This is a genomic window from Paenibacillus solisilvae, assembly GCF_042656405.1.
GTDB classification, from domain to species: Bacteria; Bacillota; Bacilli; order Paenibacillales; family Paenibacillaceae; genus Paenibacillus_Z; species Paenibacillus_Z solisilvae.
The window spans coordinates 16,747-42,336 of the sequence record NZ_JBHSOW010000027.1; the positions used below are offsets into that span (position 1 = coordinate 16,747).

Below are 25,590 nucleotides of genomic sequence, written 5' to 3' on the forward strand. Positions count from 1 at the left end.
AGCATACACAGACACAAGCGTACGCGCAGCAGCAGCCTCGGTACCCGCAGCAGCAGGCACAATCCCAGTTCAGTACGACGGCAGCGTCGCATCAGGTACAGCAGCCGGCCGCTTATCGGCAGCCGCAGGTACAGCCTATGGCCGCTCGGGCACCGGTTTCTTCTGTTTCGGCAATCCCGCCTTATATGGCGCAAACAGGTCAATCCCAGCAGCACGCTCAATATCAGCAATAACAAAGTCATTCGGCGGTTGTCATAAATGGATAACAAAGGTTAAAAGGCTAAGATGATGAGACCGGGTTAATCGGCATCTCAGAGGTCATCTTAGCTTTTCTTATGACCTTTTGTTATAATATGTGAAGTTTAATGATAACGAGCGGGTGAATCGGATATGAAAGTCTATGAAAAAGCGCCAGCGAAAATCAATTTGCTGCTCGACGTCATACGCAAACGCGAAGACGGATTTCACGAAGTAGAAATGATTATGACTATGGTTGATTTAGCAGACCGTCTTGAGATGGAGGAACTGCCTCGGGACACCATTATTATATCGAGCCAGGCGGGTTATATCCCGCTTGATGAGAAGAACTTAGCTTTTCAGGCTGCAAGGCTTATTAAAGACCGCTATGACGTCCGTAAGGGGGTCTATATCCATCTGGACAAAAAGATTCCCGTTGCAGCAGGGCTGGCTGGCGGCAGCAGCGATGCCGCTGCGGCACTGCGCGGATTGAACCGGTTGTGGGGGCTTAATATTCCGGAAGAAGAGCTCTGTACATTAGGGGCGGAGCTGGGCTCTGATGTACCCTTCTGCGTAACAGGGGGAACCGCCATTGCTACAGGCCGGGGAGAGAAACTGGAACGAATCAGCAACCCTCCGCAGTGCTGGGTGGTTTTGGCCAAGCCTCCCATTAATGTTTCGACTGCGGATGTTTATGGAAAACTGCGTGCAGCAGAATTGAAATCCCATCCGTCTACAGCAGCTATGGTTTCCGCTATTTCGCGCGGTTCCTTCTCCAGCATATGTGATCATCTAGGAAACGTATTGGAATCGGTTACTCTCTCTCTATATCCTGAGGTGATGCAGCTAAAAGAAAGCATGCAGCGTTTAGGAGCTGATGGGGTGCTGATGTCCGGCAGCGGACCTACTGTTTTTGGGCTGGTGAACAAGGAAGCAAAAGTATCTCGAATTTATAATGGGCTTCGTGGTTTTTGCAAAGAAGTATATGTGGTAAGAATGCTAACATGAATCTGACGTTTTTCTTGATTAAATCCGTATAAAAATGATATATTGTCTATATATTATTCGGATTTAGCTGGGGGGAGAACGACTTGAAGAAGTTGAAACGAAGCGCAAGGTTAGTAGAAATGACGCAGTACCTACTTACACGCCCCCATACGTTAATTTCCCTAACAGCATTTGCTGATCGTTATCAATCTGCAAAATCGTCAATAAGTGAAGATTTGGCGATCATCAAAGAGGTGTTTGAGGAAGAAGGGCTTGGAGAGCTGAACACCTTAGCCGGTGCTGCGGGCGGAGTTAAATATACACCCAAAATGAGCAAAGCCGAGGCGCTCATGAATATGAATCATATATGCCGTCAACTAGAGCAGCCCGAGCGGGTTCTTCCTGGCGGTTATTTGTATATGACTGATATGCTGGGGATGCCGGGATTGCTCGCTGATGTTGGACGTATGTTTGCCACTGCATTTGCTGCGGCTGATGTTGATGTGATCATGACCGTGGAGACGAAAGGGATTCCTCTTGCTTATGCAACAGCCGCATGTTTGAACCTGCCGGTCGTTATCGTTCGTCGTGATAATAAAGTGACGGAAGGCTCGGCGGTTAGCATCAACTACGTATCCGGCTCGAATAAACGCATTCAGACGATGTCTCTAGCCAGGCGTGCTCTTAAAGAGCAGGCGCGCGTGCTTATCATAGACGACTTTATGAAAGCTGGCGGTACGATCCAAGGCATGATGGATCTGCTATTCGAGTTCAATGCTAAGGTTGCAGGCGTGGGTGTATTCGTAGAGTCAGGGGAGCTTGGAACCGAAGAGAGGCTGCTGGAAGACTATGTATCGCTGGCTAAGCTGACTGCGGTAGATTTGAAAACAAAGCACACGACGATTGTACCGGGGAACTACTTTGATTGATAAGAAATTAGGCATTAACAGGATCATGGTTACGAGGGTTGACTTCGTACAACTTAACTCACTGGAGGCATACTAATGAAATTACAACCCCAAATCATAGCAACGGACAAAGCGCCAGCAGCAATCGGGCCATATTCGCAAGCGATTAAACTTGGCAATTTGTTGTTCACTTCCGGCCAAATTCCGCTTAATGCAAACGGAGAGCTGGTTGAAGGCGGTATTGAAGAGCAGACGCATCAGGTTTTCCAAAACCTTAAAGCTGTTCTCGCAGAAGCTGGAGCAACGCTGGCTGACGTAGCCAAAGCGACGGTGTTTATCAAAGACATGAACCAGTTTGCAGCGCTTAACGCAATCTACGCTTCATACTTCGGAGATCATAAACCGGCACGCTCAACCGTTGAAGTGGCGAGGCTTCCCAAAGATGTCCTTGTCGAAATCGAGCTCATTGTAGCGATATAAGTCGAATAAAATCGAATAGTTTTCAATTGAAAAAAATATTTTTAGGAATGCTATATATTTTACAAAATCATGAAGGAATTTGCTTCAGAATGTGGAATTATACACCAAGTCTTCGAGAGGCAAAGGTGGTGAACACAGATGCAAATTACCGATGTCAGACTCCGCCGTGTAAATTCTGAAGGTCGCATGAAGGCCATCGCTTCCATTACCATTGACAATGAGTTTGTCGTTCACGATATCCGAGTGATTGACGGCAACAATGGAATGTTTGTAGCAATGCCAAGTAAGCGGACGCCAGATGGAGAATTCCGTGATATCGCTCATCCGATTTCTTCGACAACCCGTGAGAAGATCCAAGCTGCCGTACTCGCCGAGTACGAGCGTGCAGCCACGGAGGAAGAAGTGATCGAAGAAGGAGCCTAGTTTGACGATATTCGGAGTTCATGAATCGGAATGAAATGAACTAAACATGTCCATATCTTGGTTTGTAAAGAAAAGAGAGCCCCTGGGCTCTCTTTTCTTTTGCCCATGAATAGGCTATATTCAGTAGAGCATTTACAAGATCTTTCGTTTAAGCTAGGAGGAAATGACAGTGAAGGTTATGGCAATTGTGCTGGCTGCCGGACAAGGCAAGCGTATGAAATCCAAACTATATAAAGTTTTGCACTCGGTATGCGGTAAGCCAATGGTGGGACATGTGCTGCAAACGGTTAAAGAAGCTTCCTGCGAGCGGACAGTTGTTGTCGTGGGGCATGGAGCGGAAGCGGTTCAGTCTTATATCGGCGACGGCGCTGAATTCGTTCTTCAGGAGCAGCAGCTTGGAACAGGCCACGCGGTACAGCAGGTAGAGCCGCTGCTTGGCGGGGAGTCAGGCACGACGGTTATTTTGTATGGAGATACCCCGCTAGTGACAGCAGAGACCATTGGGGCTCTCCTCGAGCTGCATGCAGCGCAGAAGCTGGCAGCGACGGTCCTGACTGCGGTTGTCCCTAATCCCCAAGGGTTAGGCCGAATTATCCGCGATGAAGCAGGGCAAGTGATGCGGATCGTGGAGCAAAAGGACTGTACGCCAGAACAAGCGGCGATTACGGAAATTAATACGGGCATGTACTGCTTCGATAACCGCAAATTGTTTGAGGCATTGAAGCAAGTAACGAATAATAATGCGCAGGGCGAATATTATTTGACCGATGTTATGGAAATATTGAAAAAATCCGGTCAATCGATCGGTGCCTACTGTGCACCTGATTTCGCTGAAGGTATCGGTGTGAACGATCGCGTAGGCCTTGCTGAAGCAGAGCAACTGATGCGTGCACGTATCGTGCGCAGGCACCAGATCAACGGCGTTACGGTCATCGATCCGGCAGCCACTTATATAGAGGCTGATGTTCGTATCGGTGCAGATACGATTATTTATCCAGGAACAGTCCTTCGGGGCAGTACGGTAATCGGAGAGGATTGCATCATTGGTCCACAGGCTGATATTACAGATACGATTATCGGCAGCAGCGTAACGGTGAAGCATTCCGTAGCTGCTGAATCTATTATCGGCGATGAGAGTGCTGTCGGACCTTACGCCAATCTGCGTCCGGGCTCGAAGCTTGGCGTCGGTTGTAAAGTCGGTGATTTCGTAGAGCTTAAGAATGCCGAGCTTGGCGATGGAAGCAAAGTTTCTCATCTGAGCTATATAGGCGATGCCAAGGTAGGAAAAGAGGTTAACATCGGCTGCGGCGCAATTACGGTCAATTATGACGGGTACAATAAGTCGTTTACGGAGATCGGCGATCATGCATTTGTCGGAAGCAACGTCAATTTGATTGCCCCGGTGAAAATCGGAGACGGTGCCTATGTTGTAGCGGGCTCGACGATTACGCATGATGTAGCTGAAAATGACCTGGCTATTGCCAGAGAGCGGCAGGTAAATAAGCCTGGCTACGCAGAGAAGCTGCGCTCAAGAGCGAAGGCGAAGAAAGAAAGGCAACAAAAAGAGTAATTACGAATGAAAGAGACGGGATTTCGGTCAGAGCCATGGACCGGGATACCCGTCTTTCGTTTAATAACCCGCTGGATTGGGTAAGAATATATGGTAGATCGTTTATATCACGAAGTGCGATTCATTTGAGCACCGTGGGATGAGGCAGAGGGCGCAAAAAACTTGGCTTATGCTTTTTGTTTAACGTACCTCGGTACCGGAGCAGAGCACGCAAAAACTTGTAGGAGGATTCCATTATGGCGATACTTTTCAAAGCAGAAGAACGGACGGCAGGTACACGGGGAGAGCTTAGGAAGTTACGGCAGCAAGGAATAATCCCGGGAGTCGTATACGGAACAAAGCTTGGTAATCCGGTTAGTATTTCAGTCAATGAGAAGGAGTTAATGGCGCTTCTGCGCTCGCATCCGCATGCCCTTCTGGATCTGGATGTTCCAGGAGCAGGTAAACAGCCGGTGATGCTGACAGAAGTACAGCGTGACTCGTTGTCACGGAGTGTGCTCCACATTGATTTTCATCAAATTAATATGAACGAAACCGTTAAGACACCGGTACGAATAGAACTTACAGGCGATTCGCAAGGCGTAAGGGAAGGCGGGATCCTGCAAGCCTTGCTTCACGAGCTTGAGGTGCACTGCCTCCCAACCGCAATTCCAGATGTCATTGAAGTCGATATCTCTGGGCTGCAGGTCGGCGAGACTCTGCTGGTCAAAGATATAAAGCTTCCAAATGGGGTGACGACGAAGCTGGATACCGAACAGCTTGTTGTGACCATCCTGGCGCCGCAGAAAGAGCTTACGGAAGCGGAGGCTGCCGATCAGGCAGTTGAAGCGGAGGAGGCTAAAGAGCGGGCGGAGGATGCAAGGATGGAAGTTCATACTTCTGAATAAGTGTGCAAGGGGGCTGCCAACGTGCAGCCCTTTTACTTTTTTTCAATATCCGGGACGTGAAACAAAGGTAAATTGACTCCGGTTGTAGAACACATTATTAATCTTAATATACTCAGAACAGTACAGCTCCACGAAGCCAATATCGCTATGCTCGCTGCCCCAATAGATCTGAATAGGTACCTGATGCTCGTAATGATCCTTGAAGTGAAAGTCATCGAAAATCAATTGACCGTTGACGTACATTGAAACTCTCCTTTTGTGTACGAAGTTCGGCAAACCGCCGCCTCTATACATATGACAATTGAGAATGAAGATTCGTTGCATAGCAACATTTTTTATTTTGTGTACAATATAGAAGATGGTAGTAAGCAAAGCTGCTTCCAGCCGGAAGCGCATTATAATTTAGGAGCTGACCTGCAGCATGAAATGGATTGTCGGATTAGGCAACCCCGGCACCGCATACCAAGGAACGCGTCACAATGTCGGATTCATGGCGGTTGATGCGCTTGCGAAGCGATGGGGAATAAAGGTTACGCAAAGTAAGTGTAAGGGACTTCTTGGGGAAGGGAATGTGGGAGGCACGAAGGTAGCGCTGATCAAGCCGATGACCTATATGAACTTGTCCGGGGAGACGGTTCGGGGATTTATGGATTATTTTAAAGCCGATCTTGAGGAAGCGATTATCGTCTATGACGACCTTGATACCGAAGTTGGCAGGATCCGTCTCCGCTACCAGGGCAGCTCCGGCGGCCACAATGGAATTAAATCCATTATTCAGCATACCGGGACACAGCAGTTCAACCGTGTGCGAATGGGAATCTCCAGACCCCAGCCTGGGATGAATATAGCAGACTATGTGTTATCGAACTTCCCCAAGGCCGAATCTGATCGATTATCTGCCATGGTGGAGGATACTTGCGATGCCATTGAGTTTGCGCTGAAGAATCCGTTTGAACAGACAATGGCGAAGTTCAATCGTTAAATTTGATCCGATCCGGGCATACTAAGGGTATAACAGACTCTTAGGAGGCATACATATGGCTGTAAATTATATTTGCCGGCATTGCAAGACGTCGATGGGATCAATCGACAGTGCGCAGATAACGGAATCACAGCTCGGTTTCCATTTCTTGACCCTTGAAGAGCGCAGCGATATAATAGCGTATAATCCAAACGGTGACGTTACCGTCAAAGTCGTTTGCGATTATTGCCGGGAAGCGATTGAAAGTAACCCCGAGCTGCTGCTAGTATCCAGTCCTTTACAATAAAAGGATGCTTGCCTGAATAGTAAGAGAGCCTAGGCGCACGGCCGAGGCTCCTTTTGTGACGGCTTCGATCGAAGTCGTCACCATGATATTCCGTGCCTGTGGAATGAAACGAGGTGCCTGTGCATTGAAAGCATTACTAGAGGCTTACGCCGCAGATATGGACTATCAATCCATCGTATCTGGAATAAGAAAAGGAATGCGGGAGCAGCTGATCTCCGGACTCGCCGGTTCATCGAGGCAAGTGATGATTGCCGCCTTGAAGCGGGAGCTTGAGCAGCCGCTGCTGGTTGTCACGCATAATATGTTCGCAGCGCAGAAGATCGCCGAGGACCTAGTGGAATGCTTATCCCCGGATGAAGTACTGCTTTATCCAGCGAATGAATTAGTTGCCGCCGAAGCGGCTATATCAAGCCCGGAGATTCTTGCGCAGCGGATGGATGTGCTTATCCGATTGTCGCAAGGGTATCGCGGGATTGTTGTCGTGCCTTTCTCGGGGGTTCGGCGATATCTGCCTCTGAGCGAGGTTATGGCATCGTCTCGGATCGAGCTGAATGTAGGTCAATTGCTGCCAATGGAAGCGTTTTTACGTCAAATGGTCGAGCTTGGTTATGTGCGCGTCGAGAAGGTCGAGGGAAAAGGGGAAATGAGCGTACGCGGCGGCATTGTCGATCTCTATCCGCTGACCACCAGCCATCCCTACCGAATCGAATGGTTCGATGACGAGATTGACTCTATTCGAACATTCGATCCTGCGGATCAACGTTCGCTTGAGAAGCTTCAGAGCTATATCATTCCGCCATGCCAAGAACTGACGGCGGATCAAACCAGATTTGAGAATGCCGCGCAGCAGGCCGCAGAACGTTTGGAGCAGCAGCTGCAGAAAATGACAGACCGCGTAGCTAAAGATAAGCTTAGAGCAGAAATTGGCCAAGAAATCGATAAGCTCCGCGACCATCAGTATTTTCCGGAAATCTATAAATATATTTCATTGCTCTACCCGGAGCGTCAGACGCTCTTTGATTATTTGCCAAAGGATACGCTGCTTATTTATGACGAGCCGACACGGCTTATCGAGACGGGCCGCCAGTTGGAGCGGGATGAAGCCGAATGGGCGACGCATTTGCTATCGAACGGTAAGGCACTTCCAAGTCTGCCGATTGCCAGGCCTTCGGATGAGGTTCTCTATCACCGTCCATTCCCGACTTTGTTCCTGTCTTTGTTCCTGAGACAGATTCCGCATACGCAGCCGCAGAACATTCTGAATGTGGTTTGCCGTTCGATGCAGAATTTTCACGGGCAGATGAATGTGCTGAAGACCGAGATGGACCGCTGGCGAAAAGCCGGTGCAACGGTCATGATGATGGCGGGCAGCGCCGATCGTATGGAACGGATGCGCCGTGTCCTCGACGATTATGGAATTGAGCCCCCGGCACTGATTGAGGGTAATCTGCAAACCGGCTTTGAGCTGCCTTCCATTCACTTGATTGTTATTACAGAGGGTGAGATGTTCTCTCAGAAGCAGCGTAAAGCCCGCCGGATGGATAAGAAAATCGAAAATGCCGAGCGGATTAAAAGCTACACCGAGCTGAAGGTGGGCGATTTTGTCGTTCATCAGAACCACGGTATAGGCAAATATATTGGGATTGGCACGCTTGAAATTGCGGGCATCCATAAGGACTACATTCATATCGTCTACGCAGGCGGAGATAAGCTCTCCGTGCCGATTGAGCAGATCGACATGATCCAGAAGTATGTGGGCCAGGAGGAGAAAGAGCCTAAGGTCTATAAGCTTGGCGGCAGCGAATGGACACGCGTCAAGAGCAAGGCTCAAGCATCGGTTAAAGACATTGCCGACGACCTGATTAAGCTCTATGCAGAGCGTCAAGCCACTACAGGCTTCGCATTCGGCCCGGATACGACCTATCAGCAGGAATTTGAAGCGATGTTCCCGTATGATGAGACGAGGGACCAGCTGCGGGCGATTGAAGAGATCAAGAAGGATATGCAGACCAAGCGGCCGATGGATCGGCTGCTGTGCGGCGATGTTGGGTATGGGAAGACAGAGGTTGCGGTCCGTGCGGCGTTCAAGTCCGCCATTGAGGGCAAGCAGGTGGCCATTCTCGTTCCGACGACGATTCTGGCACAGCAGCACTATGAGACATTCCGGGAGCGTTTCTCCGGCTTTCCTTTCAACGTTCAAGTTTTAAGCCGTTTCCGTTCGAAGAAGGAACAGACCGATACGATGAAAGGAATCAAAGCCGGGACGGTCGATGTTGTCATCGGGACACACCGGTTATTATCGCAGGATATTATCTTTAAAGATTTGGGTTTGCTGATTGTCGACGAAGAACAGCGTTTCGGGGTTTCCCATAAAGAGAAGCTGAAACGGCTGAAAACCAATGTTGACGTGCTCACATTGACGGCGACTCCGATCCCCCGGACGCTGCATATGTCGATGCTGGGCGTGCGGGACTTGTCCGTAATCGAGACTCCGCCCGAGAACCGGTTCCCGGTCCAAACGTATGTGGTGGAGTACAGCCCGTCTCTTGTCCGTGAGTCAATAGAGCGGGAGCTAGCGCGGGGCGGTCAGGTGTATTACCTCTATAACCGCGTTCAGGGTATCCATCAGATGGCGGAGCAAATTAACGCGCTCGTTCCTGATGCGAAGGTTGCGGTCGGGCACGGCCAGATGTCCGAGCAGGAACTGGAGAAGACGATTCTCGACTTCCTGGACGGGGAATCCGATGTGCTTGTCAGCACGAGCATTATTGAGACGGGCGTCGACATCCCGAACGTCAACACGCTGATCGTGCATGATGCGGATAAAATGGGGCTTTCCCAGCTGTACCAGCTGCGCGGACGCGTGGGCCGGTCCAACCGGATTGCTTATGCTTATTTCACCTACCAGCGGGACAAAGTGTTGACCGAGGTGGCAGAGAAACGGCTGCAGTCGATTAAAGAGTTCACGGAGCTCGGTTCCGGCTTCAAAATCGCCATGCGCGATCTCTCCATCCGGGGGGCGGGCAATCTGCTTGGCGCCGAGCAGCATGGCTTCATCGCGTCGGTAGGCTTCGATTTGTACTCTCAGATGCTGGCCGATGAAATCGCTAAACGCAAAGCTGACATGGACGGAGTCGAAGTCGAAACCGTGAAGGAAGTCAGCACGGTGATCGATATGAGTATAGATGCGTACTTGCCCTCAGCGTATATTTACGATAGCATACAGAAGATAGAGATCTACAAAAAAGTGGCAACTCTGCGCTCCTTCGAGGAAGCGGACGACTTGCGCGATGAGCTCGTCGACCGTTTTGGAGATTTGCCGCAATCCGTCGATAACCTGCTTTCGGTAGCGCGGCTCAAAGTATTTGGAGCGGCATGCGGAATTGAGCAAATTAGCGGTAAAGGTGACGATATTACCTTGCGGTTCGCAGAACGGGAAAAGCAGCGCTTTGACAACAAGAAGGTTGACCAGCTATGTCTGCAATTGGAAAACAGGTTCAAGCGCTCAACTGGCCAAGAGCCTTACCCACTCGTGCAGTTAAGAGGGAAAGGACTTGCGATGGAGCAGAAGCTTGAGCTGCTAGAACGCTTTTTAACCCATTACAAAGACACCATTCAGTCGAAAGGGGAACTACAGGATGTTGCGCACTAGCTACTCGAAGAAAAGCATTCTGCTTGTACTTGCAGTGATGCTCATCGCCCTGCTTGCAGCAGGATGCGGTAAGAGCAAGGAAGAGGCCGGAGGTGCTCCGGGAGCCGGAGAAGGTAAAGTCATTGCAACGTATACGGACGGCAAAGTAACGGAGACTGAATTTAACAAGTATACGACTTTTTACGGTGTTTTCATGAACCAGCAGGCGGATATGTATTTGAGCATTCCACAGCTGAAAGAGCAAGTTCTACGCCAATATATCGCCTACAAAGTGTTATACGCGAAGATTGATAACGCTGCGAAGGATAAGGTTAAAGCAGAAGCGGGTAAATTCTACGACAATTTCAAAACTAACGGAATCGACAAGGACGCTGAATTGAAGAAGAAGCTGGATACGGGCGGTCTTGACGAGGAAGGAATTAAATATTTCTACACGGTGCTTACCGTTATCCAGCAGGATCAAGAGGGTAAAGTAACGGATGCGGACGTGAAAAAAGAGTACGATTCAACCAAAGATGACTTTAACGTGATCAGCGTCCGTCATATTCTAATCGGTACCGTTGACCCGCAAACTGGCGCGGAGAAGCGTAAAGATGAAGAAGCGTTGAAGATTGCAAAAGAAGTGAAGCAGAAGCTGGATGCGGGCGGAGACTGGAAAGCACTTGCCAAACAGTATTCCGAAGATGATGGATCCAAGGAAAATGGCGGCTTGTATGAGAATCAGCAGGCTAAAGCTTGGGTTGCCGAGTTCAAAGACGCTGCGAACAAACAAGAGATCGGCAAAGTCGGGGACCCGGTTAAATCTTCCTACGGCTATCATGTTATGGAGGTGGAGAAACGGACGCCAACTCCATTCGATAAGCTGAAAGCCGAGGATCTTACTGGGCTGAAGCAGGCTGTTGCCGCAGCGAAAATGAATGATTTTGTGACCAAGGATCTTGAGAAGCTGAATGTGAAAATCACATTGCCTGAAGCTGCAACAGATGCAGGCAAAACGAATGATACAACCACAAAAGACGATGCGGCTAAAACCGACGAGAAGACAGGAACAAAGTAAACGATGATGGTGTAACGGACAAGCTCAGCCTAAGGTGGTTGAGCTTGTTTTTGTATACAACAACCTTTACATGGAGGGATCATGATGAAGCGGCAATTTTACATTGGTTCTTATGCGCGTAAGGAAGAAGAAGGCATCTATTCCGCAAGGTTCGACGAGGAAACCGGTCAGATGGACTTGGAAGAGGGAACAATCGGCATTGAGAATCCTTCTTTTCTGACGCTGGATCGCGAGGGAACAACATTATTGGCTGTAAGCGAAGTTGGCGGAAGTGAGCATGGAAGTGTCATTAGTTATAGCAGAAATCCGGAGCGGGGCCGCTTGGAAGCGGTAACAGAGCTGTCGACATTGGGCGGGTCTCCATGTCATCTCATTGTGGATCAGCAGCAGCGTTTTGTAATTACTACGAATTATATGGGAGGCAATGTATGCTCATTCAAGCTGGGTGAGGATAGCGTGCTTGCCGGCTTAGCCGATCATGTTACCCATACGGGGAGAGGACCGCGCGATGACCGGCAGGAAGCGGCGCATCCGCATTCCGCTATTGTGGACCGTGCGAATCGATTCGTGCTTGTCGCCGATCTGGGTACGGATAAGCTGGTTCATTACCGGCTGGAGGGAGAAACGGGGCGTCTCATTGCGCATCACGAGACGAAGACTGCTCCTGGGGCAGGTCCTCGCCACTTCGCTTTCCATCCGGATAAGGAGCTGCTCTATGTAGTCAATGAGCTGGATTGCACCGTATCTGTATATAACTATGACAGCGAGAGCTCCGGGCTGACATTGCTTCAAGTGATCAGCACGCTGCCGGAGTCCTATACAGGAGAAAGCACCTGTGCAGATATTCATCTCACATCTGACGGCCGTTATTTGTATGCATCCAATCGCGGGCATGACAGCTTAGCCGTCTATCAAGTGCTGCAGGATGGACAGCTGGCTGTGGTGGAATATGCCTCAAGCGGCGGCCGAACACCGCGTAACTTTGCCATTACAGCAGATAATCGTTATGTCCTAATCGCTAATCAGGATTCTAATAATATCGTCAGCTGCCGCATTGATCCTGAGAGTGGACGTTTACAAGCAACCGGCCATGAAATTCAGGTTAAAGCGCCTGTATGCATTTGTTTGGTATAATTAATTCCTTGAATGAGGAGACCCCTATCCGGGGGTCTTTTTTTCATTATATATGTCATATTAATGTTAGGTTAAGCAATAAATATAGGGTAAATCGTCGATAAATCTGTTTATTTTGCTCTGATTTAAGAGAAATTCATCTATATATAACATATATATAACATAATATCCAATCATATAAACAGAATTTCATCAAAAAGTAGTCTGATCGAAACTTTTGTGTAAACTATATTGACATAGAAGAGGGGGCGAAATTATAATGAATTCACGAACGATGGAAGAATACTCCAAGTAAACGTTCGGAATAGAGAAAAAAATGGGTTGGGGAGTGGGAGTATGCAGAAGAACGTTTGGAAAAGTGTTGTTTTCTTATCAATTGCGCTCTGTTTGGTTCTGGCGGGATGCGGGAAGAACAATGAGGCCGCGACGACAACCAATTCAGGCTCGGACGGCGCAGCAGCAGCAGGAGACGAAATCAAAGTCGGCATTCTTCATTCGCTTAGCGGAACAATGGCCATTAGTGAAGTATCGGTAAAAGATTCAGAAATGATGGCTATCGATGAAATCAACGCCAAAGGGGGCGTGTTAGGGAAGAAAATCGTGCCTGTAGTTGAAGACGGTGCTTCCGATTGGCCGACATTCGCAGAGAAAGCGCGCAAGCTGATCTCTGAGGATAAGGTCGCTACCGTATTCGGAGGATGGACGTCTTCAAGCCGTAAAGCAATGCTGCCGGTCTTCGAAGAACTTAACGGTCTTCTCTGGTATCCGGTTCAATACGAGGGACTTGAGTCCTCGCCCAACATTTTCTACACCGGCGCTACAACCAACCAACAAATCGTGCCTGCGGTAACATGGCTGATCAAGAACAAAGGCAAGAAGTTCTACCTGCTGGGTTCTGACTACGTGTTCCCCCGCACAGCAAACAAAATCATTAAAGAGCAGCTGAAGGTTGAAGGAGGCGAGCTGGCAGGGGAGGAGTACACGCCGCTTGGCCACACTGATTACGCGACAATTATAAGCAAAATTAAAGAAGCAAAGCCGGAGGTCGTGTTTAACACGCTGAACGGTGACAGTAACGTCGCATTCTTCAAGCAATTGAAAGATGCCGGTATTACCTCGAAGGATCTGACTGTATTATCTGTTTCCGTGGCTGAAGAAGAGATCCGCAGTATCGGCGTTGATGTTCTGGCAGGATCGCTGGCATCGTGGAACTATTACCAAACAACAGATACACCGGCCAACAAAACCTTCGTTGAAAATTACAAGAAGAAATACGGGGATGACCGCGTAACGGCAGATCCGATTGAAGCCGGCTATGATGCCGTTTACTTATGGGCGGCAGCCGTTGAGAAAGCGGGCTCCGTCGATGTTGACAAAGTTAAGGCGGCGGCTAAAGGTCTGGAGTGGGATGCGCCGGAGGGTAAAATCAAAATCGACGGCGATAATCAACATATCTACAAAACCGTCCGGATCGGAGAAGTGCAAAGCGACGGCCAGTTCAATGAGGTTTGGAACTCCGGCGAGCCGGTTAAACCTGATCCATACCTTAAAGGATATGACTGGGCAGCCAGATTAAGCTCAGGCAGCTAATAAATAATCATCCTCCCATTAATCATAATAAAGTTGGAGCAGGGGAAGTATTCGTCGGTGTTCTCTTCGGATGCTTCCCTTGTTGTACAAAAAGCTTGAAAGCAAGGGGTGAAATTATGGATGTTATTGTGCTTCAGCTGTTTAACGGTATAAGCGTCAGCTCGATTCTTCTTTTAATTGCGCTTGGGCTGGCTATCACCTTTGGCCTTATGAAAGTCATTAACATGGCGCATGGGGAGCTTATTATGATCGGAGCGTATGCGGCTTATGTCGTTCAGAATATGTTCTCCTCCTACTTCCCGCAATCCGTGTTTGGACTGTACTTCCTACTGGCCATCCCTGTCAGCTTTATCGTTGCTTTCGCCTTCGGAATGCTGCTGGAAATGACCCTCATTCGCTTCCTGTATGGAAGACCGCTCGACAGCTTGCTGGCTACATGGGGAATCGGATTGATGCTGCAGCAGCTGGCAAGGTCCATCTTCGGCGCGCAGAACGTTGGGGTAACGAGCCCGGAATGGCTCAACGGCGGAATGACGCTCATGGGCGATGTGGTGCTGCCTTATAAGCGAATCTTCATTATTGGACTGGTGCTCGTTTGTTTGTTCGTCATGTACCTGTATATTTATCGCAGTCATTCGGGACGCAGGATGAGAGCGGTTATGCAAAATCGTGAAATGGCTGCATGTCTGGGGATATCGACGCGCAAAGTGGATGCAATGACATTCGCGGTTGGCTCGGGTATTGCCGGTATTGCGGGTTGCGCGCTCACATTAATCGGTCCGATAGGGCCTTCAATAGGCACCTATTATATTGTGGATGCGTTCATGGTCGTTGTGCTTGGCGGTGTCGGTAAACTGGTGGGTACGGTATTTGGAGCTCTGGGTATCGGGATGTCGAACACGTTATTCGAATATTGGACGAATGCGTCGCTTGGCAAAGTGCTTGTGTTTATCTGTATTGTGGCGTTCTTGCAGTGGCGGCCGATGGGCTTTGTCGCGATGCGGACGCGTTCACTCGATTAACCGGCTTGAGCTTTAGGAAGGTGGGGAAAACATGCAACTACAACTGCGAAAAATGTCCTCCCAGCGGCTTTGGCTGCTGGCGGGATATGCGGCGGCTGCGGTGATTCTGTTCTGCGCACCGCTGGTGCTAAGCGATTTTCGGCTCAATTTGCTTGCTAAATTTCTAGCGTATGCCATCGTTGCCTTAGGGCTTGATTTGATATGGGGGTTTACCGGCATCCTCAGCTTGGGGCATGGGGTATTTTTCGGTATTGGCGGGTATGCAATGGCGATGTATCTCAAAATGCAGGCCAGCGGCGGCAAGCTGCCTGATTTCATGGATTGGAGCGGGTTAACCGCAATGCCATGGTTCTGGAAGCCTTTCGAGAATTTCGGCTTCGCAGTCACTGCGGGCCTGCTGCTGCCGGCGCTGCTGGCGTTATTTCTCGGGTACTTTACCTTCCGCAATCGGATACGCGGCGTTTATTTTACGATTCTGACGCAAGCGTTAGTTATTATTACGGTTACCCTGTTCGTTGGCCAGCAGGCGTACACCGGAGGAACAAATGGGTTGACAGGTTACGGGAAGCTGTTTGGTTATTCGCTTGCTTCTCCGGATACGAAGCGGGGCTTGTATTTCATCACAGTTGTCGTGCTTATTGCCGCTTACGCACTCTGCAGGTTTCTGGTCAAAAGCCGGTTTGGCAAGGTGCTGAGGGCCATTCGCGACGGCGAGAACCGGGTGCGGTTTATCGGTTACAATCCGGCGCTCTATCAGATGGTGGCTTTCAGTATCTCAGCGGGCCTGGCGGGTCTGGCGGGCATGCTGTTCGTCCTGCATGTCGGCATCATCTCTCCGTCTATGATGGGGATTGTACCTTCCATTGAAATGGTGTTATGGGTAGCGATCGGAGGAAGAGGGACGTTATTCGGGGCTGCGCTTGGAGCGATTCTGCTTAATTCGGCAAAGAGCGCGTTCAGTGAGTCGTATCCGAATATTTGGCTGTTCTTTATGGGTGCGCTGTTCGTTGTTGTCGTTGTTTTCCTGCCCAAGGGTTCGGCAGGGCTGTTGGGACCATTCAAACGACTTGGAAGGAGGAAAACGGCAGATGAAGGAGCAGATGGAGTCCGTTATCCTGCAGTGTAGTGAAGTGACCGTCGATTTTGACGGATTCAAAGCCGTGCAAGGGATGAATTTCAAGCTGGAAAAAGGGGAGCTGCGTTTTCTAATCGGTCCCAACGGTGCTGGTAAAACAACGATGCTGGACGTAATTTGCGGGAAGGTAAAACCGACCTTTGGCAGGGTGATATTCAGCGGATCGGTTGATATTACGAAGAAGAAGGAACATCAAATTGCGGAAATGGGCATCGGGCGCAAATTTCAGACGCCTTCGATCTTTGCATCGCTCACGGTGTTCGAGAATCTTGAAATTGCCATGAAGCAGCACCGGGGTGTTTTTGCGGCGATGCGGGCTAAGCTGCACTCAGAGGACCGCGAGCGGATTGATGCGCAGCTGGCAATGATCGGGCTTGAGGATAAGGGGGAATGGCGGGCGGGCGGATTATCCCACGGCGAGAAGCAGTGGCTGGAGATCGGGATGATGCTGCTGCAGGAGCCGGAGATTCTGCTGCTCGATGAGCCGGTAGCAGGCATGACGGATAACGAAACGGAGAAAACCGGCGAACTGCTTCAGGAGATCAGACTGACGCAGTCGATCGTGGTTGTGGAGCATGATATGGAATTCGTCCGTAATTTTGCGAGCAAGGTAACCGTTATGCACGAGGGTAAGCTGCTTAAAGAAGGATCTATGGAAGAAGTACAGCGCGATGATCGCGTAGCGGAAGTATATCTGGGCAAAAGGCGGGATGTCGATGCTAGCCGTTCAACAGCTTGAAGCGGGATATGGAGAGAGCGTCATTCTGCGTGATGTGACGCTTAAGGTGAAGCCGGGCCAGGTTGTCTGCCTGCTGGGACGAAACGGGGTAGGGAAGACAACATTAATGAAGAGTATCATGGGCGTACTTAAAGCGCGCAGAGGCTCTGTCTCCTATAAGGATGCGGATATTACGAAGCGTGCGCCTGGTGAACGAGCGAAGCAGGGAATTGGTTATGTGCCGCAGGGCAGAGAGATCTTCCCGCAGTTGACGGTATTCGAGAATGTGCTGCTTGGACTTGAAGCATCTAGGCAGAAGAGAAGAACGATACCAGAGGCGGCGATTGAGAAATTTCCTGTGCTGCAAACCATGTACAGCAGGCGTGGAGGCGATCTTAGCGGCGGGCAGCAGCAGCAGCTTGCTTTTGCCAGGGCGTTAGCTTCTGAGCCGGAGATGCTGCTGCTCGATGAGCCATGCGAAGGGATTCAGCCCTCCATTGTCGATGATATCCGGGATGTGATCCGGTCCATCAAGGCAGATGGAAAGACGGCAATTTTGCTGGCGGAGCAGAGTCTTGAGTTTGTGAAGAGCGTCGGCGATTATTTCTATATTCTGGAGAAGGGCGCAGTTGCCTGGGAGGGAAAATTGGCTGATTTGAATGAGGAAGTCATCCGGCATTATTTGACAGTGTAATTATATGTTATAAAACCTAACATGGACGTTGACAAAGGGTAGGCTCCACTCTTACAATACAAATAGATGTTATATTATTTAACAAATCTTCGAATGACAACTATATATAGGTTCTCTGCTCTTATAGGGAGAACAAAATGCTGTCTAGGGTTCCGTGATGCAGAAGAGTGAGCGCGCTTATTCTTTTGATCAGGCTGGTCCAAGAGGCGGCGTATGGCAGGGACGTTCACATAAGGGCGGTTCAGCCATATAACACGGAAGGACAAAAGCCTGGGAGATTGCTCCCAAGGCTTTTTCTTTTTATAGATCGATAACCAGGATTTATAAAGAAAATACCAAGGGAGTGGGAGAGAAATGAGTAAAATGAAACGGAATGTCGCCGTATTACTGACAGCAGCTATGATTGCCGTACTTGCAGGATGCGGTGGTGCTAAGGAAACGTCAAACAGCGCCGATGAGCCGATTACGATTGCTCTGAGTCCCTGGCCGGGCTGGTTCTTCTGGTACTTAGTCGATGAGAAGGGCTTCTTCGACAAGCATGATGTGAAAGTAGATCTCAAATGGTTCCCCGTATACAGTGATTCCCTGCAGGCATTGGCAACGGGCAAAGTGGATGCCAACAGCCAAACGCTAAGTGACACGCTCGCCCCAGCCTCCAAAGGCATTGGGCTTAAGGCGGTTCTTGTAAATGACAACTCGTTCGGCGGAGATGCGATTGTCAGCAAACCGGATATTCAATCCATTAAGGATCTGAAAGGCAAAACCGTAGCGACTGAGCTCGGAACGGTTGATCACCTGCTGCTGCTGACCGCCCTCGACAAGAATGGTTTGAAGGAGAGCGATATCAACTACGTTAATATGACGGTCAACGATGCAGGCCCGGCCTTCATCTCCGGTAAAACCGATGCATCCGTTCTATGGGAGCCATTCCAGACCAAAGCGGTCAAGGAAGGCAAGGGCAAGGTACTCTTCTCCTCCAAAGATACACCGGGACTTATTCCGGATCTGCTCGTGTTCCGCGATGACGTCGTGAAAGACCGTGCGGATGACATTCAGAAGATCGTTGATGCTTGGTTTGAAGCTTTAGCATACTTCAAGACCCATCAGGATGAAGCGATTGAGCTGATGGCGAAGAAGGCGGAGACCACACCTGAAGACTTCAAGCTTGGGCTGGACAGCATTAAAATCTTTTCGGCGGCGGATAACGTTGAAGCTTTCGGTAAACGGGATGACTACACTTCGCTGGCTTACACAGCGGAGAAAACAGCGGACTTCTTGCAGAAGCTGGACATGGTGGATGAGATTAAAGATTTCTCTGTTCTCTTCGATTCACAATTTGTTGAAAAAGCCGCTAAGGAGTGATGAAGGATGAACGCGCCAAAACGCCGAAAGCCGCATCGTTTGCAAATATTTAAGGAGATCGGCGGGAGGCCGTTCGCCTTAGCTGCGGGGTTCTCGTTTATTCTGCTGCTTTTGGTGTGGTCCTTGCTCAGCTACACCAAAGCGGTGAATCCAGTATTCCTGCCAACGCCGCATAAAGTGCTGCTTGAAATGTTCCGTCTGCTCAGCACAGGTTCGTACTGGCACCATATCGGCATTAGCTTGTTTCGGGTTTCGGCAGGCTTCGTGCTGGCCTGTGTCATCGGTATCCCGATCGGTATTTTTGCCGGTACGTTTAAGCTTGGAGAAGCGATTGTCGAGCCGCCGATGGAATTTATCCGCTATATGCCGGCGGTTGCCTTCATTCCGCTTATCATGGTATGGGCTGGAATTGGGGAGTGGGCCAAAATCCTGCTGATCTTCATCGGCTGCTTCTTCCAGCTCGTGCTTATGGTTGCCGATAATACGCGCCGCGTTTCTCATGATCTGCTGCAGGCCTCCTTCACTCTTGGCGCAGGGCGCTGGAAAGCGATTGAGACGGTACTGATTCCGGCAATCATGCCGCAGCTGATGAATACGATGAGGCTCATCCTTGGCTGGGCATGGACCTACTTAGTCGTTGCGGAGCTGGTTGCGGTGAACAGCGGACTTGGATTTGCAATTATGAAGGCACAGCGGTTCCTCAATACGGATCAAATCTTCGTTGGTATCATCGTGATTGGCTTGCTTGGTCTTATTAGCGACCGGATCTTTGCCTTCTTGAACCGTCGTTTGTATCCTTGGGCTTAATTCTTAGGAGGTGAGGCAATGGAAACGATCAAAGAGGAGATTCAGGCTGCAGGAAGTGCTGAGGTCAATGACGAAGGAACAGATATAGAGCTTCACATGAAGTCTTTCTCCCCCAAAGGAGAAATTGGCATTCACCATCTTCAGAAGATTTATGAGTCGAAGAAATCCCGGTTTGAAGCGTTGAAGAATATTGACTTGTCCATTGGCACCAATGAATTTGTAACGATTGTAGGCCCTTCCGGCTGCGGCAAATCGACCCTGCTTCGCATCGTAGCCGGGCTGGATGAGCTCACGGACGGCTCGGTTACCGTCGATGGTGAAGAGGTTATCGGACCGGGTGCAGACAGGGGGATGGTCTTTCAAGGTTATACGTTATTTCCGTGGCTGACCGTCCGCGAGAACATTGAATACGGTCCGAAGCTGAAGGGCATACCGACGCTCGAACGCAGATCGATCAGCAATTATTTTTTGAAGGTTATTAAGCTGGAATCCTTTGCGAAAGCTTACCCGAAGCAGCTGTCCGGCGGAATGAAGCAGCGTGTGGCCATTGCCAGAGCGCTTGCCAACCGGCCTAAGGTGCTGTTGATGGATGAACCATTCGGTGCGCTCGATGCGCAAACGAAGCTGGAAATGCAGGAAATGCTGCTTGAGGTGTGGGAGAAAGAGAAGACGACGGTCCTCTTCATCACGCATGATATCGATGAAGCGATTTTTTTATCGCAGCGGATTGTCGTTATGGGGTCTAATCCCGGACGCATCCTCAAGATCTTTGACGTTAAGCTGCCTGCACAGCGGTCGCCTGAGGTTCGGGAACATCCGGAATTTCTCGCCTTGAAGCGGGAGCTAGGGCAGCTGTTGAAGCACGAGTAAAACGTCCAAAGACGGTAAATCCTAGTAATGAATAAGACATGGAAACGCAGCATCCTGCCTCTTCTAATGAAGAGAAAGGATGCTTTTGTTTTTCTTTATGCAGGGGTTAGAGGGATAAACTGGATAACCATTAATGGGAATTGAATCCATCAGCGGAGAATCAAGGCTTGAAGCCTTTTACTCCTTGCATAAGAAATTGGGAGTGGATGAATACTATGGTCAGATTCGCATTCACCACCACTCAAGGATCCGCTCCTCTTGAAATATCAATACGTGAGGGAAGAAACTTATATCGCCCCAAAAGGACGGCGACAGTCGCCGCCATCGTTCAGCGTCAGTTTACCAGCGCTGCCAGTGGGACGGCGGTAGCCTTTCTTCTTAAGCGATAGAGAAGCAGCCTGCATCCAGTCCAATTCAAAACCTTCAAGGAAAGTGGGGCAACTAGAACATGAAAGCAACTGGAATTGTTCGTCGCATTGATGATCTCGGCCGGGTCGTCATACCAAAGGAAATCCGCCGCACGCTGCGTATACGCGAGGGCGACCCGCTCGAAATATTCGTTGATCGTGACGGTGAAGTTATTCTGAAGAAATATTCCCCGATTGGAGAGCTCGGTGATTTTGCCAAAGAATACGCTGATTCTCTATCCGAGAGTACCAATCACATCACGTTAATCACAGATCGGGATAATATTATCGCAGTTGCAGGAGCACCGAAAAAGGAATATTTGGAGAAGCAAATCGGATCACTGCTTGAAAGCTGTATGGAAAACCGCAAAACGGTTAACGAATCAGGCGGCGGATCGTTCGAGGTCGTCAAAGATATTAGCGAGAACTTCAGTTCTTTCGTAGCTGCCCCAATTGTTGCAGGTGGAGATCCGATTGGAACCGTTGTCCTGCTAAGCAAAGATGACAGCGTCAAAATGGCGCAGATGGAAATCAAAATGGCTGAAACGGCAGCCGGGTTTCTAGCCAAGCAAATGGAACAATAAACACAAGCAGCTTCCTGAAGAGAGTGATCTTCATGGAAGCTTTTTTCTTGTTGAGCGGATGATAAAGGCTTTGTCAGAAGACGTTCACAGCCCTTCGCTTTCAGGTATAATAAGGGAAGGTGAAGAAGCAGGGCGGGTGTAAGCTTTTGGAGAGTGAGTGGATGAAGATAACCGCCTCTTCAACAGGTAAAGAGGGGCTGGCAAGCATAGAGCAAGAGAAGAATGATTTCGTGCAGAAGAAGAAGGCAGAGATGAAGAGCCGCGGGGATAGGGTTGTTTGGAAAGGCGCCGCTCTGATGGGGCTGGCGATGCTGATAAGCAAGGTTATCGGTACCCTGCAGAAGATTCCGCTGCAAAATGTAGCCGGTGACCGGGTATTTGGTATTTATAACGCGGTTTATCCGCTTTATCAGCTGCTGCTTGTTATGGTTACAGCGGGGTTTCCGGTTGCTGTATCCCTATTGGTAGCCGAGCATGAAGCCGTTGATGATCGCTTGGGAGCAAGGCGTGTGCTGAAGGCAAGCATGCTCCTGCTCTTCCTAAGCGGCATCGCGGGGTTCATGCTGATGTGGCTTGGAGCGGATCAAATTGCGGGTTGGATCGGCGACCCGAGCACGGTACAAGCCGTTAAGGCGGCATCGCTGGCCTTGTGGTTCACGCCGGTTATGGCAGCGCTCCGCGGTTATTATCAAGGGCGAGGGCAGATGCTGCCTTCAGCCGTTTCACAGCTATCCGAGCAGCTGGTCCGCGTTACGGCAATGATTACGATGCTGTGGATCGGCTGGCAGTTCAGCTGGTCCGATGCAGCGCTTGCCGCCGGCGCAACCTCCGGCTCTGCCTTCGGCGGTGCCGCGGGATTAGCCGTTATGGCGGTATATGGCCTCCGTGAACGAAGAGCCGGCAGGTCAGGCATTGCAGCTGGGCTTGGCGGCCGATGGAATGAAGCGAGTACGGCGGTCGTTCCTGATGAGGCCAAAGATGCGGCTGGAGAAATGAATGTGGAATCTGGAGATCAGGCTAAGCAGAGATTGAATGGAAGATTTGAAGATCATGCTGAAGATCAATCTGGATTTAGCGGTGGGAAAAAAGAAGGGTTTAAAGCGTTCAAGAGCGTGAATAAAGGGAATAGGGATTCTGCAGCGGCAATCTCGGCTGAAGGGTCTGGCGGGTTAGGGATTTGGCAGCAGATTCGCAGGCTTGCGCTGCTTGCCATCCCTGTCACTCTTGGTGCGCTTGCGGTACCCGCGCTTAGTGTAGTGGATGCTTTTACGGTTCCGCGGCTGCTGAAGGGTACGGGTATGGAGGCGGCTGAGGCGATGTCGCTGTTTGGCCAGTACGGACGGGGACAGCCCCTTGTGCAGCTGGTCGTTATGGTTGCCGGCGCGATGGGGGCGGCGCTCGTTCCTGCGCTGGCGTCAGCTCGGGCGCGCAAGGATCATGGCGCGGTGAAACAGCAGGCAGCTCTGGTTATGCGGGCTGCTTGGGCGGTTGGCGCAGCCGCTGCGCTTGGGCTCGCCTTACTTGCCGAGCCCATTAATGTTATGCTGTACGCGGACGATACAGGCTCGCGGACCTTTGCACTCGTGGGCTTAACGGCGTTTGCGGGAACCGTCAATGCCGTTGCGGCTGCGGCGCTGCAGGGGCTCGGCGCGGTGCGTGCCCCGGCGCTGTTTATGCTCGCGGCCGCGCTGCTCAAGGCCGCGTTCAATGCCGCGCTCGTGCCGGCGTTTGGCACGGCCGGCGCAGCCTGCGCGGGCATCGCCGCGCTCACGGCCGCCGCCCTGCTGAGCGCGGGCGCCGTGCGCCGCGCCGCTGGCGCGGCTATGCCCGCGAGCGGCGCCGCGGGCATTGGACTTGCGCTCGCGTGCACGGCCGCGGCGCTCGTCCTGGCCGAGCGCGGCGCTGCTGCGCTGCTCGGCCCACTGCCGCCAAGGGCTGCGGCCGCCGCGCTTGCGCTCGGCGGCGTCGCCCTTGGCGGAGCCGTCTTCGCCGCCGCTATGCTTCGCTGCGGCGGCATCACGGCGCGCGAGCTGCGCGCGCTCCCGGGCGGCGAAGCGCTGGCCGCCCGCTTGCAAAATTGGCGGCTGTTGCCCCAAAGCCGCCGCTCTGGCCGCAAGTAAACAATCAATCATTCATAACCGCAGCCGCCTAGGCGATTACGGTAACCCAAAGGAGGGTACATAGATGAGGGAACCATCCATTACAGTCGTCGGTCTCGGATCCGGGAATGCCGATCAATTAACGCTAGGTGTGTGGCGCAGACTCCAAGGCGCTGCGCACCGCTATGTCAGAACGGAAGATCATCCGATGATGCAGCTTTTCCGGGACAATGAGCTGACGTACAAGTCATTCGACAGCTTGTATGAACAGCTCGACTCCTTTCCGGATGTCTACGAAGCGATTACCGAAGCGTTGATCAAAGAAGCGCTGCAGCTTGCTGCAGGTGACGAGGCTTCAACTGGCGCTCCGATTACCGCGGCCAGCGGCCCTTCACCAGCGGCCACGGCTGCTTCGAATGCAACTAGCTCTGCATCTCTTTCATCGGGCGCGGTTTCCTCGAGCGAAATCATTTACGCCGTTCCCGGCCACCCGATGGTAGCTGAACGCACGGTGCAGCTGCTGCGCGAGCGCTGCCCGCAGAAGGGTATCACGCTGACGGTTCTGGGCGGGGAGAGTTTCCTCGATCAAGCCTTTACACGTCTTGGTTTTGATCCCATTGAAGGATTTCAGCTGCTTGACGCCGCGGATTTGAAGGCATCTCTGCTGAGGCCGGAGCTGCATACGGTTATTGGCCAAGTCTATGATGAATATACGGCATCGGATGTGAAGCTGACGCTCATGGAGCGGCTTCCTGATGACCATGTCATCGTCGTTGGGCACGCTCTTGGCGTTGCCGGTCAGGAGCAGATATTATCCGTGCCGCTTTATGAATTGGATCGTACCCCCGGCTTCGGCAATTTATCCTTGATTTGGCTGCCGCGGTCGACCGACGAAACGCTGCGCAATCGTTCTTTTGAACGGCTTCATGAGATTGTCGGTATCCTGCGCAGTCCAGAGGGCTGTCCATGGGATCGCGAGCAGACTCACATATCGCTTCGCAAAAATTTCATTGAAGAAACCTATGAGGCCATTGAAGCGATTGATAACGATGATCCGGACGGTATGCGCGAGGAGTTTGGCGATGTCATCCTGCAGGTCATGCTGCACAGTCAAATCGAAGAGGAAGTCGGCTCCTTTACCGTCTATGACGTGATTGAGTCCCTGAATGAGAAGCTTATCTTCCGCCATCCTCATGTGTTTGGCGACCTAGGCGCGAATAATTCCAAGGAAGCTCTCGCAAACTGGGAGCAGATGAAAGCGGAGGAAAAACGCCGTAAGGGCATCGATCCGGCCAAAGCCTCGCAGCTCGATGGAATCCCGCCGGACCTTCCGGCGCTGATGAAAGCTTATAAGATTCAGAAGAAAGCGGCTAAAGTCGGCTTCGACTGGGATGAGATCACACCGGTGCTGAATAAGATTGAGGAAGAACTTGGCGAGCTGCGCGAGGCGATAGCTTCCAAGGATGCGGAAGAGCAGGCCGCTGAGCTTGGGGATCTGCTGTTCGCTGCGGTCAATGCTTCCAGGTTCATTCAGGCCGATCCGGAAGAAGCGCTTGCGCGTACGAATCTCAAATTTAAAAAACGTTTTTCATATATTGAGGAGCAGCTCCGTATAAGTGGGCGAACCTTTGACCAAACTGATTTAACAGAGATGGATAAATTTTGGGAGGAAGCCAAGCGGTTTTCCTAGAAAAGTAGA

The 25,590-nt window shown here is 50.8% G+C and carries 23 protein-coding genes and 1 riboswitch; of the genes, 22 read left to right on the plus strand and 1 reads right to left on the minus strand.

The window, feature by feature from the left end; genetic code table 11:
• Positions 1-390: 390 nt before the first annotated feature.
• From ispE to ACFPYJ_RS07065, 6 genes are all read left to right on the plus strand, one after another.
• A complete protein-coding gene (gene ispE, locus ACFPYJ_RS07040) occupies positions 391-1,245 on the plus strand; it encodes a 4-(cytidine 5'-diphospho)-2-C-methyl-D-erythritol kinase (protein ID WP_379187376.1) in 855 nt (284 codons plus the stop codon).
• An 83-nt stretch (positions 1,246-1,328) separates the two neighbouring features.
• Entirely contained in the window at positions 1,329-2,153 is an 825-nt protein-coding gene (gene purR / locus ACFPYJ_RS07045; RefSeq protein ID WP_379187377.1) for a pur operon repressor, read from the plus strand.
• 75 nt (positions 2,154-2,228) lie between these two features.
• Positions 2,229-2,612: a RidA family protein gene (locus ACFPYJ_RS07050; RefSeq protein WP_379187378.1), complete on the plus strand. Its 384-nt coding sequence runs from the start codon at positions 2,229-2,231 to the stop codon at positions 2,610-2,612.
• A gap of 138 nt (positions 2,613-2,750) precedes the next feature.
• Positions 2,751-3,035, plus strand: coding sequence for a septation regulator SpoVG (gene spoVG / locus ACFPYJ_RS07055; protein ID WP_018759486.1), 285 nt, complete (start codon positions 2,751-2,753; stop codon positions 3,033-3,035).
• Between the two features lie 169 nt (positions 3,036-3,204).
• Positions 3,205-4,605, plus strand: a complete 1,401-nt coding sequence (glmU, locus tag ACFPYJ_RS07060) for a bifunctional UDP-N-acetylglucosamine diphosphorylase/glucosamine-1-phosphate N-acetyltransferase GlmU (RefSeq protein WP_379187379.1) — start codon at positions 3,205-3,207, stop codon at positions 4,603-4,605.
• A gap of 236 nt (positions 4,606-4,841) precedes the next feature.
• Positions 4,842-5,492, plus strand: a complete 651-nt coding sequence (locus ACFPYJ_RS07065) for a 50S ribosomal protein L25/general stress protein Ctc (protein ID WP_379187380.1) — start codon at positions 4,842-4,844, stop codon at positions 5,490-5,492.
• A gap of 42 nt (positions 5,493-5,534) precedes the next feature.
• Here ACFPYJ_RS07065 and ACFPYJ_RS07070 read toward each other — a convergent pair whose 3' ends face one another.
• Positions 5,535-5,735 carry a hypothetical protein gene (locus tag ACFPYJ_RS07070; protein ID WP_379187381.1) on the minus strand — a complete coding sequence of 67 codons (201 nt, stop codon included), beginning with the start codon at positions 5,733-5,735 and terminating at the stop codon, positions 5,535-5,537.
• Positions 5,736-5,913: 178 nt separating this feature from the next.
• On the opposite strand from ACFPYJ_RS07070, the gene pth reads away from it, so the two are divergent.
• From pth to yabN, 16 genes are all read left to right on the plus strand, one after another.
• The gene (gene pth / locus ACFPYJ_RS07075; RefSeq protein WP_379187382.1) at positions 5,914-6,474 is read left to right on the plus strand and encodes an aminoacyl-tRNA hydrolase; all 561 of its coding nucleotides are present in this window, start codon (positions 5,914-5,916) and stop codon (positions 6,472-6,474) included.
• A gap of 55 nt (positions 6,475-6,529) precedes the next feature.
• Positions 6,530-6,760, plus strand: a complete 231-nt coding sequence (locus ACFPYJ_RS07080; protein WP_379187383.1) for an anti-sigma-F factor Fin — start codon at positions 6,530-6,532, stop codon at positions 6,758-6,760.
• 103 nt (positions 6,761-6,863) lie between these two features.
• A complete protein-coding gene (gene mfd / locus ACFPYJ_RS07085) occupies positions 6,864-10,412 on the plus strand; it encodes a transcription-repair coupling factor (protein WP_379187404.1) in 3,549 nt (1,182 codons plus the stop codon).
• Complete coding sequence (locus tag ACFPYJ_RS07090) at positions 10,399-11,469, plus strand: peptidylprolyl isomerase (protein ID WP_379187384.1); 1,071 nt, start codon at positions 10,399-10,401, stop codon at positions 11,467-11,469. Before mfd ends, ACFPYJ_RS07090 begins: the two co-directional genes overlap by 14 nt.
• A gap of 84 nt (positions 11,470-11,553) precedes the next feature.
• A complete protein-coding gene (locus tag ACFPYJ_RS07095; RefSeq protein ID WP_379187385.1) occupies positions 11,554-12,603 on the plus strand; it encodes a lactonase family protein in 1,050 nt (349 codons plus the stop codon).
• 336 nt (positions 12,604-12,939) lie between these two features.
• Positions 12,940-14,193: an urea ABC transporter substrate-binding protein gene (gene urtA / locus ACFPYJ_RS07100; RefSeq protein WP_379187386.1), complete on the plus strand. Its 1,254-nt coding sequence runs from the start codon at positions 12,940-12,942 to the stop codon at positions 14,191-14,193.
• Positions 14,194-14,309: 116 nt separating this feature from the next.
• Positions 14,310-15,215, plus strand: coding sequence for an urea ABC transporter permease subunit UrtB (gene urtB / locus ACFPYJ_RS07105; protein WP_379187387.1), 906 nt, complete (start codon positions 14,310-14,312; stop codon positions 15,213-15,215).
• Positions 15,216-15,267: 52 nt separating this feature from the next.
• The gene (gene urtC, locus ACFPYJ_RS07110) at positions 15,268-16,341 is read left to right on the plus strand and encodes an urea ABC transporter permease subunit UrtC (RefSeq protein ID WP_379187405.1); all 1,074 of its coding nucleotides are present in this window, start codon (positions 15,268-15,270) and stop codon (positions 16,339-16,341) included.
• Positions 16,304-17,089 (plus strand): urea ABC transporter ATP-binding protein UrtD, encoded by a 786-nt coding sequence (urtD, locus tag ACFPYJ_RS07115; protein ID WP_379187388.1) that lies wholly within the window; start codon positions 16,304-16,306, stop codon positions 17,087-17,089. The genes urtC and urtD overlap by 38 nt, the downstream gene beginning before the upstream one ends.
• Positions 17,067-17,762 (plus strand): urea ABC transporter ATP-binding subunit UrtE, encoded by a 696-nt coding sequence (gene urtE, locus ACFPYJ_RS07120; protein WP_379187389.1) that lies wholly within the window; start codon positions 17,067-17,069, stop codon positions 17,760-17,762. Before urtD ends, urtE begins: the two co-directional genes overlap by 23 nt.
• Before the next feature lie 133 nt (positions 17,763-17,895).
• Positions 17,896-18,041, plus strand: a riboswitch (guanidine-I (ykkC/yxkD leader).
• Positions 18,042-18,116: 75 nt separating this feature from the next.
• Positions 18,117-19,124: an ABC transporter substrate-binding protein gene (locus ACFPYJ_RS07125; protein ID WP_379187390.1), complete on the plus strand. Its 1,008-nt coding sequence runs from the start codon at positions 18,117-18,119 to the stop codon at positions 19,122-19,124.
• A 6-nt stretch (positions 19,125-19,130) separates the two neighbouring features.
• Positions 19,131-19,931, plus strand: coding sequence for an ABC transporter permease (locus ACFPYJ_RS07130; protein WP_379187391.1), 801 nt, complete (start codon positions 19,131-19,133; stop codon positions 19,929-19,931).
• Positions 19,932-19,949: 18 nt separating this feature from the next.
• Positions 19,950-20,801, plus strand: coding sequence for an ABC transporter ATP-binding protein (locus ACFPYJ_RS07135; protein WP_379187392.1), 852 nt, complete (start codon positions 19,950-19,952; stop codon positions 20,799-20,801).
• Between the two features lie 448 nt (positions 20,802-21,249).
• A complete protein-coding gene (gene spoVT / locus ACFPYJ_RS07140; RefSeq protein WP_379187393.1) occupies positions 21,250-21,792 on the plus strand; it encodes a stage V sporulation protein T in 543 nt (180 codons plus the stop codon).
• 161 nt (positions 21,793-21,953) lie between these two features.
• Positions 21,954-23,912, plus strand: a complete 1,959-nt coding sequence (locus ACFPYJ_RS07145; protein ID WP_379187394.1) for a putative polysaccharide biosynthesis protein — start codon at positions 21,954-21,956, stop codon at positions 23,910-23,912.
• 64 nt (positions 23,913-23,976) lie between these two features.
• Entirely contained in the window at positions 23,977-25,581 is a 1,605-nt protein-coding gene (gene yabN / locus ACFPYJ_RS07150; RefSeq protein ID WP_379187395.1) for a bifunctional methyltransferase/pyrophosphohydrolase YabN, read from the plus strand.
• Positions 25,582-25,590 lie beyond the last annotated feature (9 nt).

Excerpts from the sequence above, each read along its gene's own strand:
- ispE (WP_379187376.1), top strand. The coding sequence starts at position 391 with ATGAAAGTCTATGAAAAAGCGCCAGCGAAAATCAATTTGCTGCTCGAC.
- ACFPYJ_RS07050 (WP_379187378.1), top strand. The coding sequence starts at position 2,229 with ATGAAATTACAACCCCAAATCATAGCAACGGACAAAGCGCCAGCAGCA.
- spoVG (WP_018759486.1), top strand. The coding sequence starts at position 2,751 with ATGCAAATTACCGATGTCAGACTCCGCCGTGTAAATTCTGAAGGTCGC.
- ACFPYJ_RS07065 (WP_379187380.1), top strand. The coding sequence starts at position 4,842 with ATGGCGATACTTTTCAAAGCAGAAGAACGGACGGCAGGTACACGGGGA.
- ACFPYJ_RS07070 (WP_379187381.1), bottom strand. The coding sequence starts at position 5,735 with ATGTACGTCAACGGTCAATTGATTTTCGATGACTTTCACTTCAAGGAT.
- pth (WP_379187382.1), top strand. The coding sequence starts at position 5,914 with ATGAAATGGATTGTCGGATTAGGCAACCCCGGCACCGCATACCAAGGA.
- ACFPYJ_RS07080 (WP_379187383.1), top strand. The coding sequence starts at position 6,530 with ATGGCTGTAAATTATATTTGCCGGCATTGCAAGACGTCGATGGGATCA.
- mfd (WP_379187404.1), top strand. The coding sequence starts at position 6,864 with ATGAAACGAGGTGCCTGTGCATTGAAAGCATTACTAGAGGCTTACGCC.
- ACFPYJ_RS07090 (WP_379187384.1), top strand. The coding sequence starts at position 10,399 with ATGTTGCGCACTAGCTACTCGAAGAAAAGCATTCTGCTTGTACTTGCA.
- ACFPYJ_RS07095 (WP_379187385.1), top strand. The coding sequence starts at position 11,554 with ATGAAGCGGCAATTTTACATTGGTTCTTATGCGCGTAAGGAAGAAGAA.
- urtA (WP_379187386.1), top strand. The coding sequence starts at position 12,940 with ATGCAGAAGAACGTTTGGAAAAGTGTTGTTTTCTTATCAATTGCGCTC.
- urtB (WP_379187387.1), top strand. The coding sequence starts at position 14,310 with ATGGATGTTATTGTGCTTCAGCTGTTTAACGGTATAAGCGTCAGCTCG.
- urtC (WP_379187405.1), top strand. The coding sequence starts at position 15,268 with ATGTCCTCCCAGCGGCTTTGGCTGCTGGCGGGATATGCGGCGGCTGCG.
- urtD (WP_379187388.1), top strand. The coding sequence starts at position 16,304 with ATGAAGGAGCAGATGGAGTCCGTTATCCTGCAGTGTAGTGAAGTGACC.
- urtE (WP_379187389.1), top strand. The coding sequence starts at position 17,067 with ATGCTAGCCGTTCAACAGCTTGAAGCGGGATATGGAGAGAGCGTCATT.
- ACFPYJ_RS07125 (WP_379187390.1), top strand. The coding sequence starts at position 18,117 with ATGAGTAAAATGAAACGGAATGTCGCCGTATTACTGACAGCAGCTATG.
- ACFPYJ_RS07130 (WP_379187391.1), top strand. The coding sequence starts at position 19,131 with ATGAACGCGCCAAAACGCCGAAAGCCGCATCGTTTGCAAATATTTAAG.
- ACFPYJ_RS07135 (WP_379187392.1), top strand. The coding sequence starts at position 19,950 with ATGGAAACGATCAAAGAGGAGATTCAGGCTGCAGGAAGTGCTGAGGTC.
- spoVT (WP_379187393.1), top strand. The coding sequence starts at position 21,250 with ATGAAAGCAACTGGAATTGTTCGTCGCATTGATGATCTCGGCCGGGTC.
- ACFPYJ_RS07145 (WP_379187394.1), top strand. The coding sequence starts at position 21,954 with ATGAAGATAACCGCCTCTTCAACAGGTAAAGAGGGGCTGGCAAGCATA.
- yabN (WP_379187395.1), top strand. The coding sequence starts at position 23,977 with ATGAGGGAACCATCCATTACAGTCGTCGGTCTCGGATCCGGGAATGCC.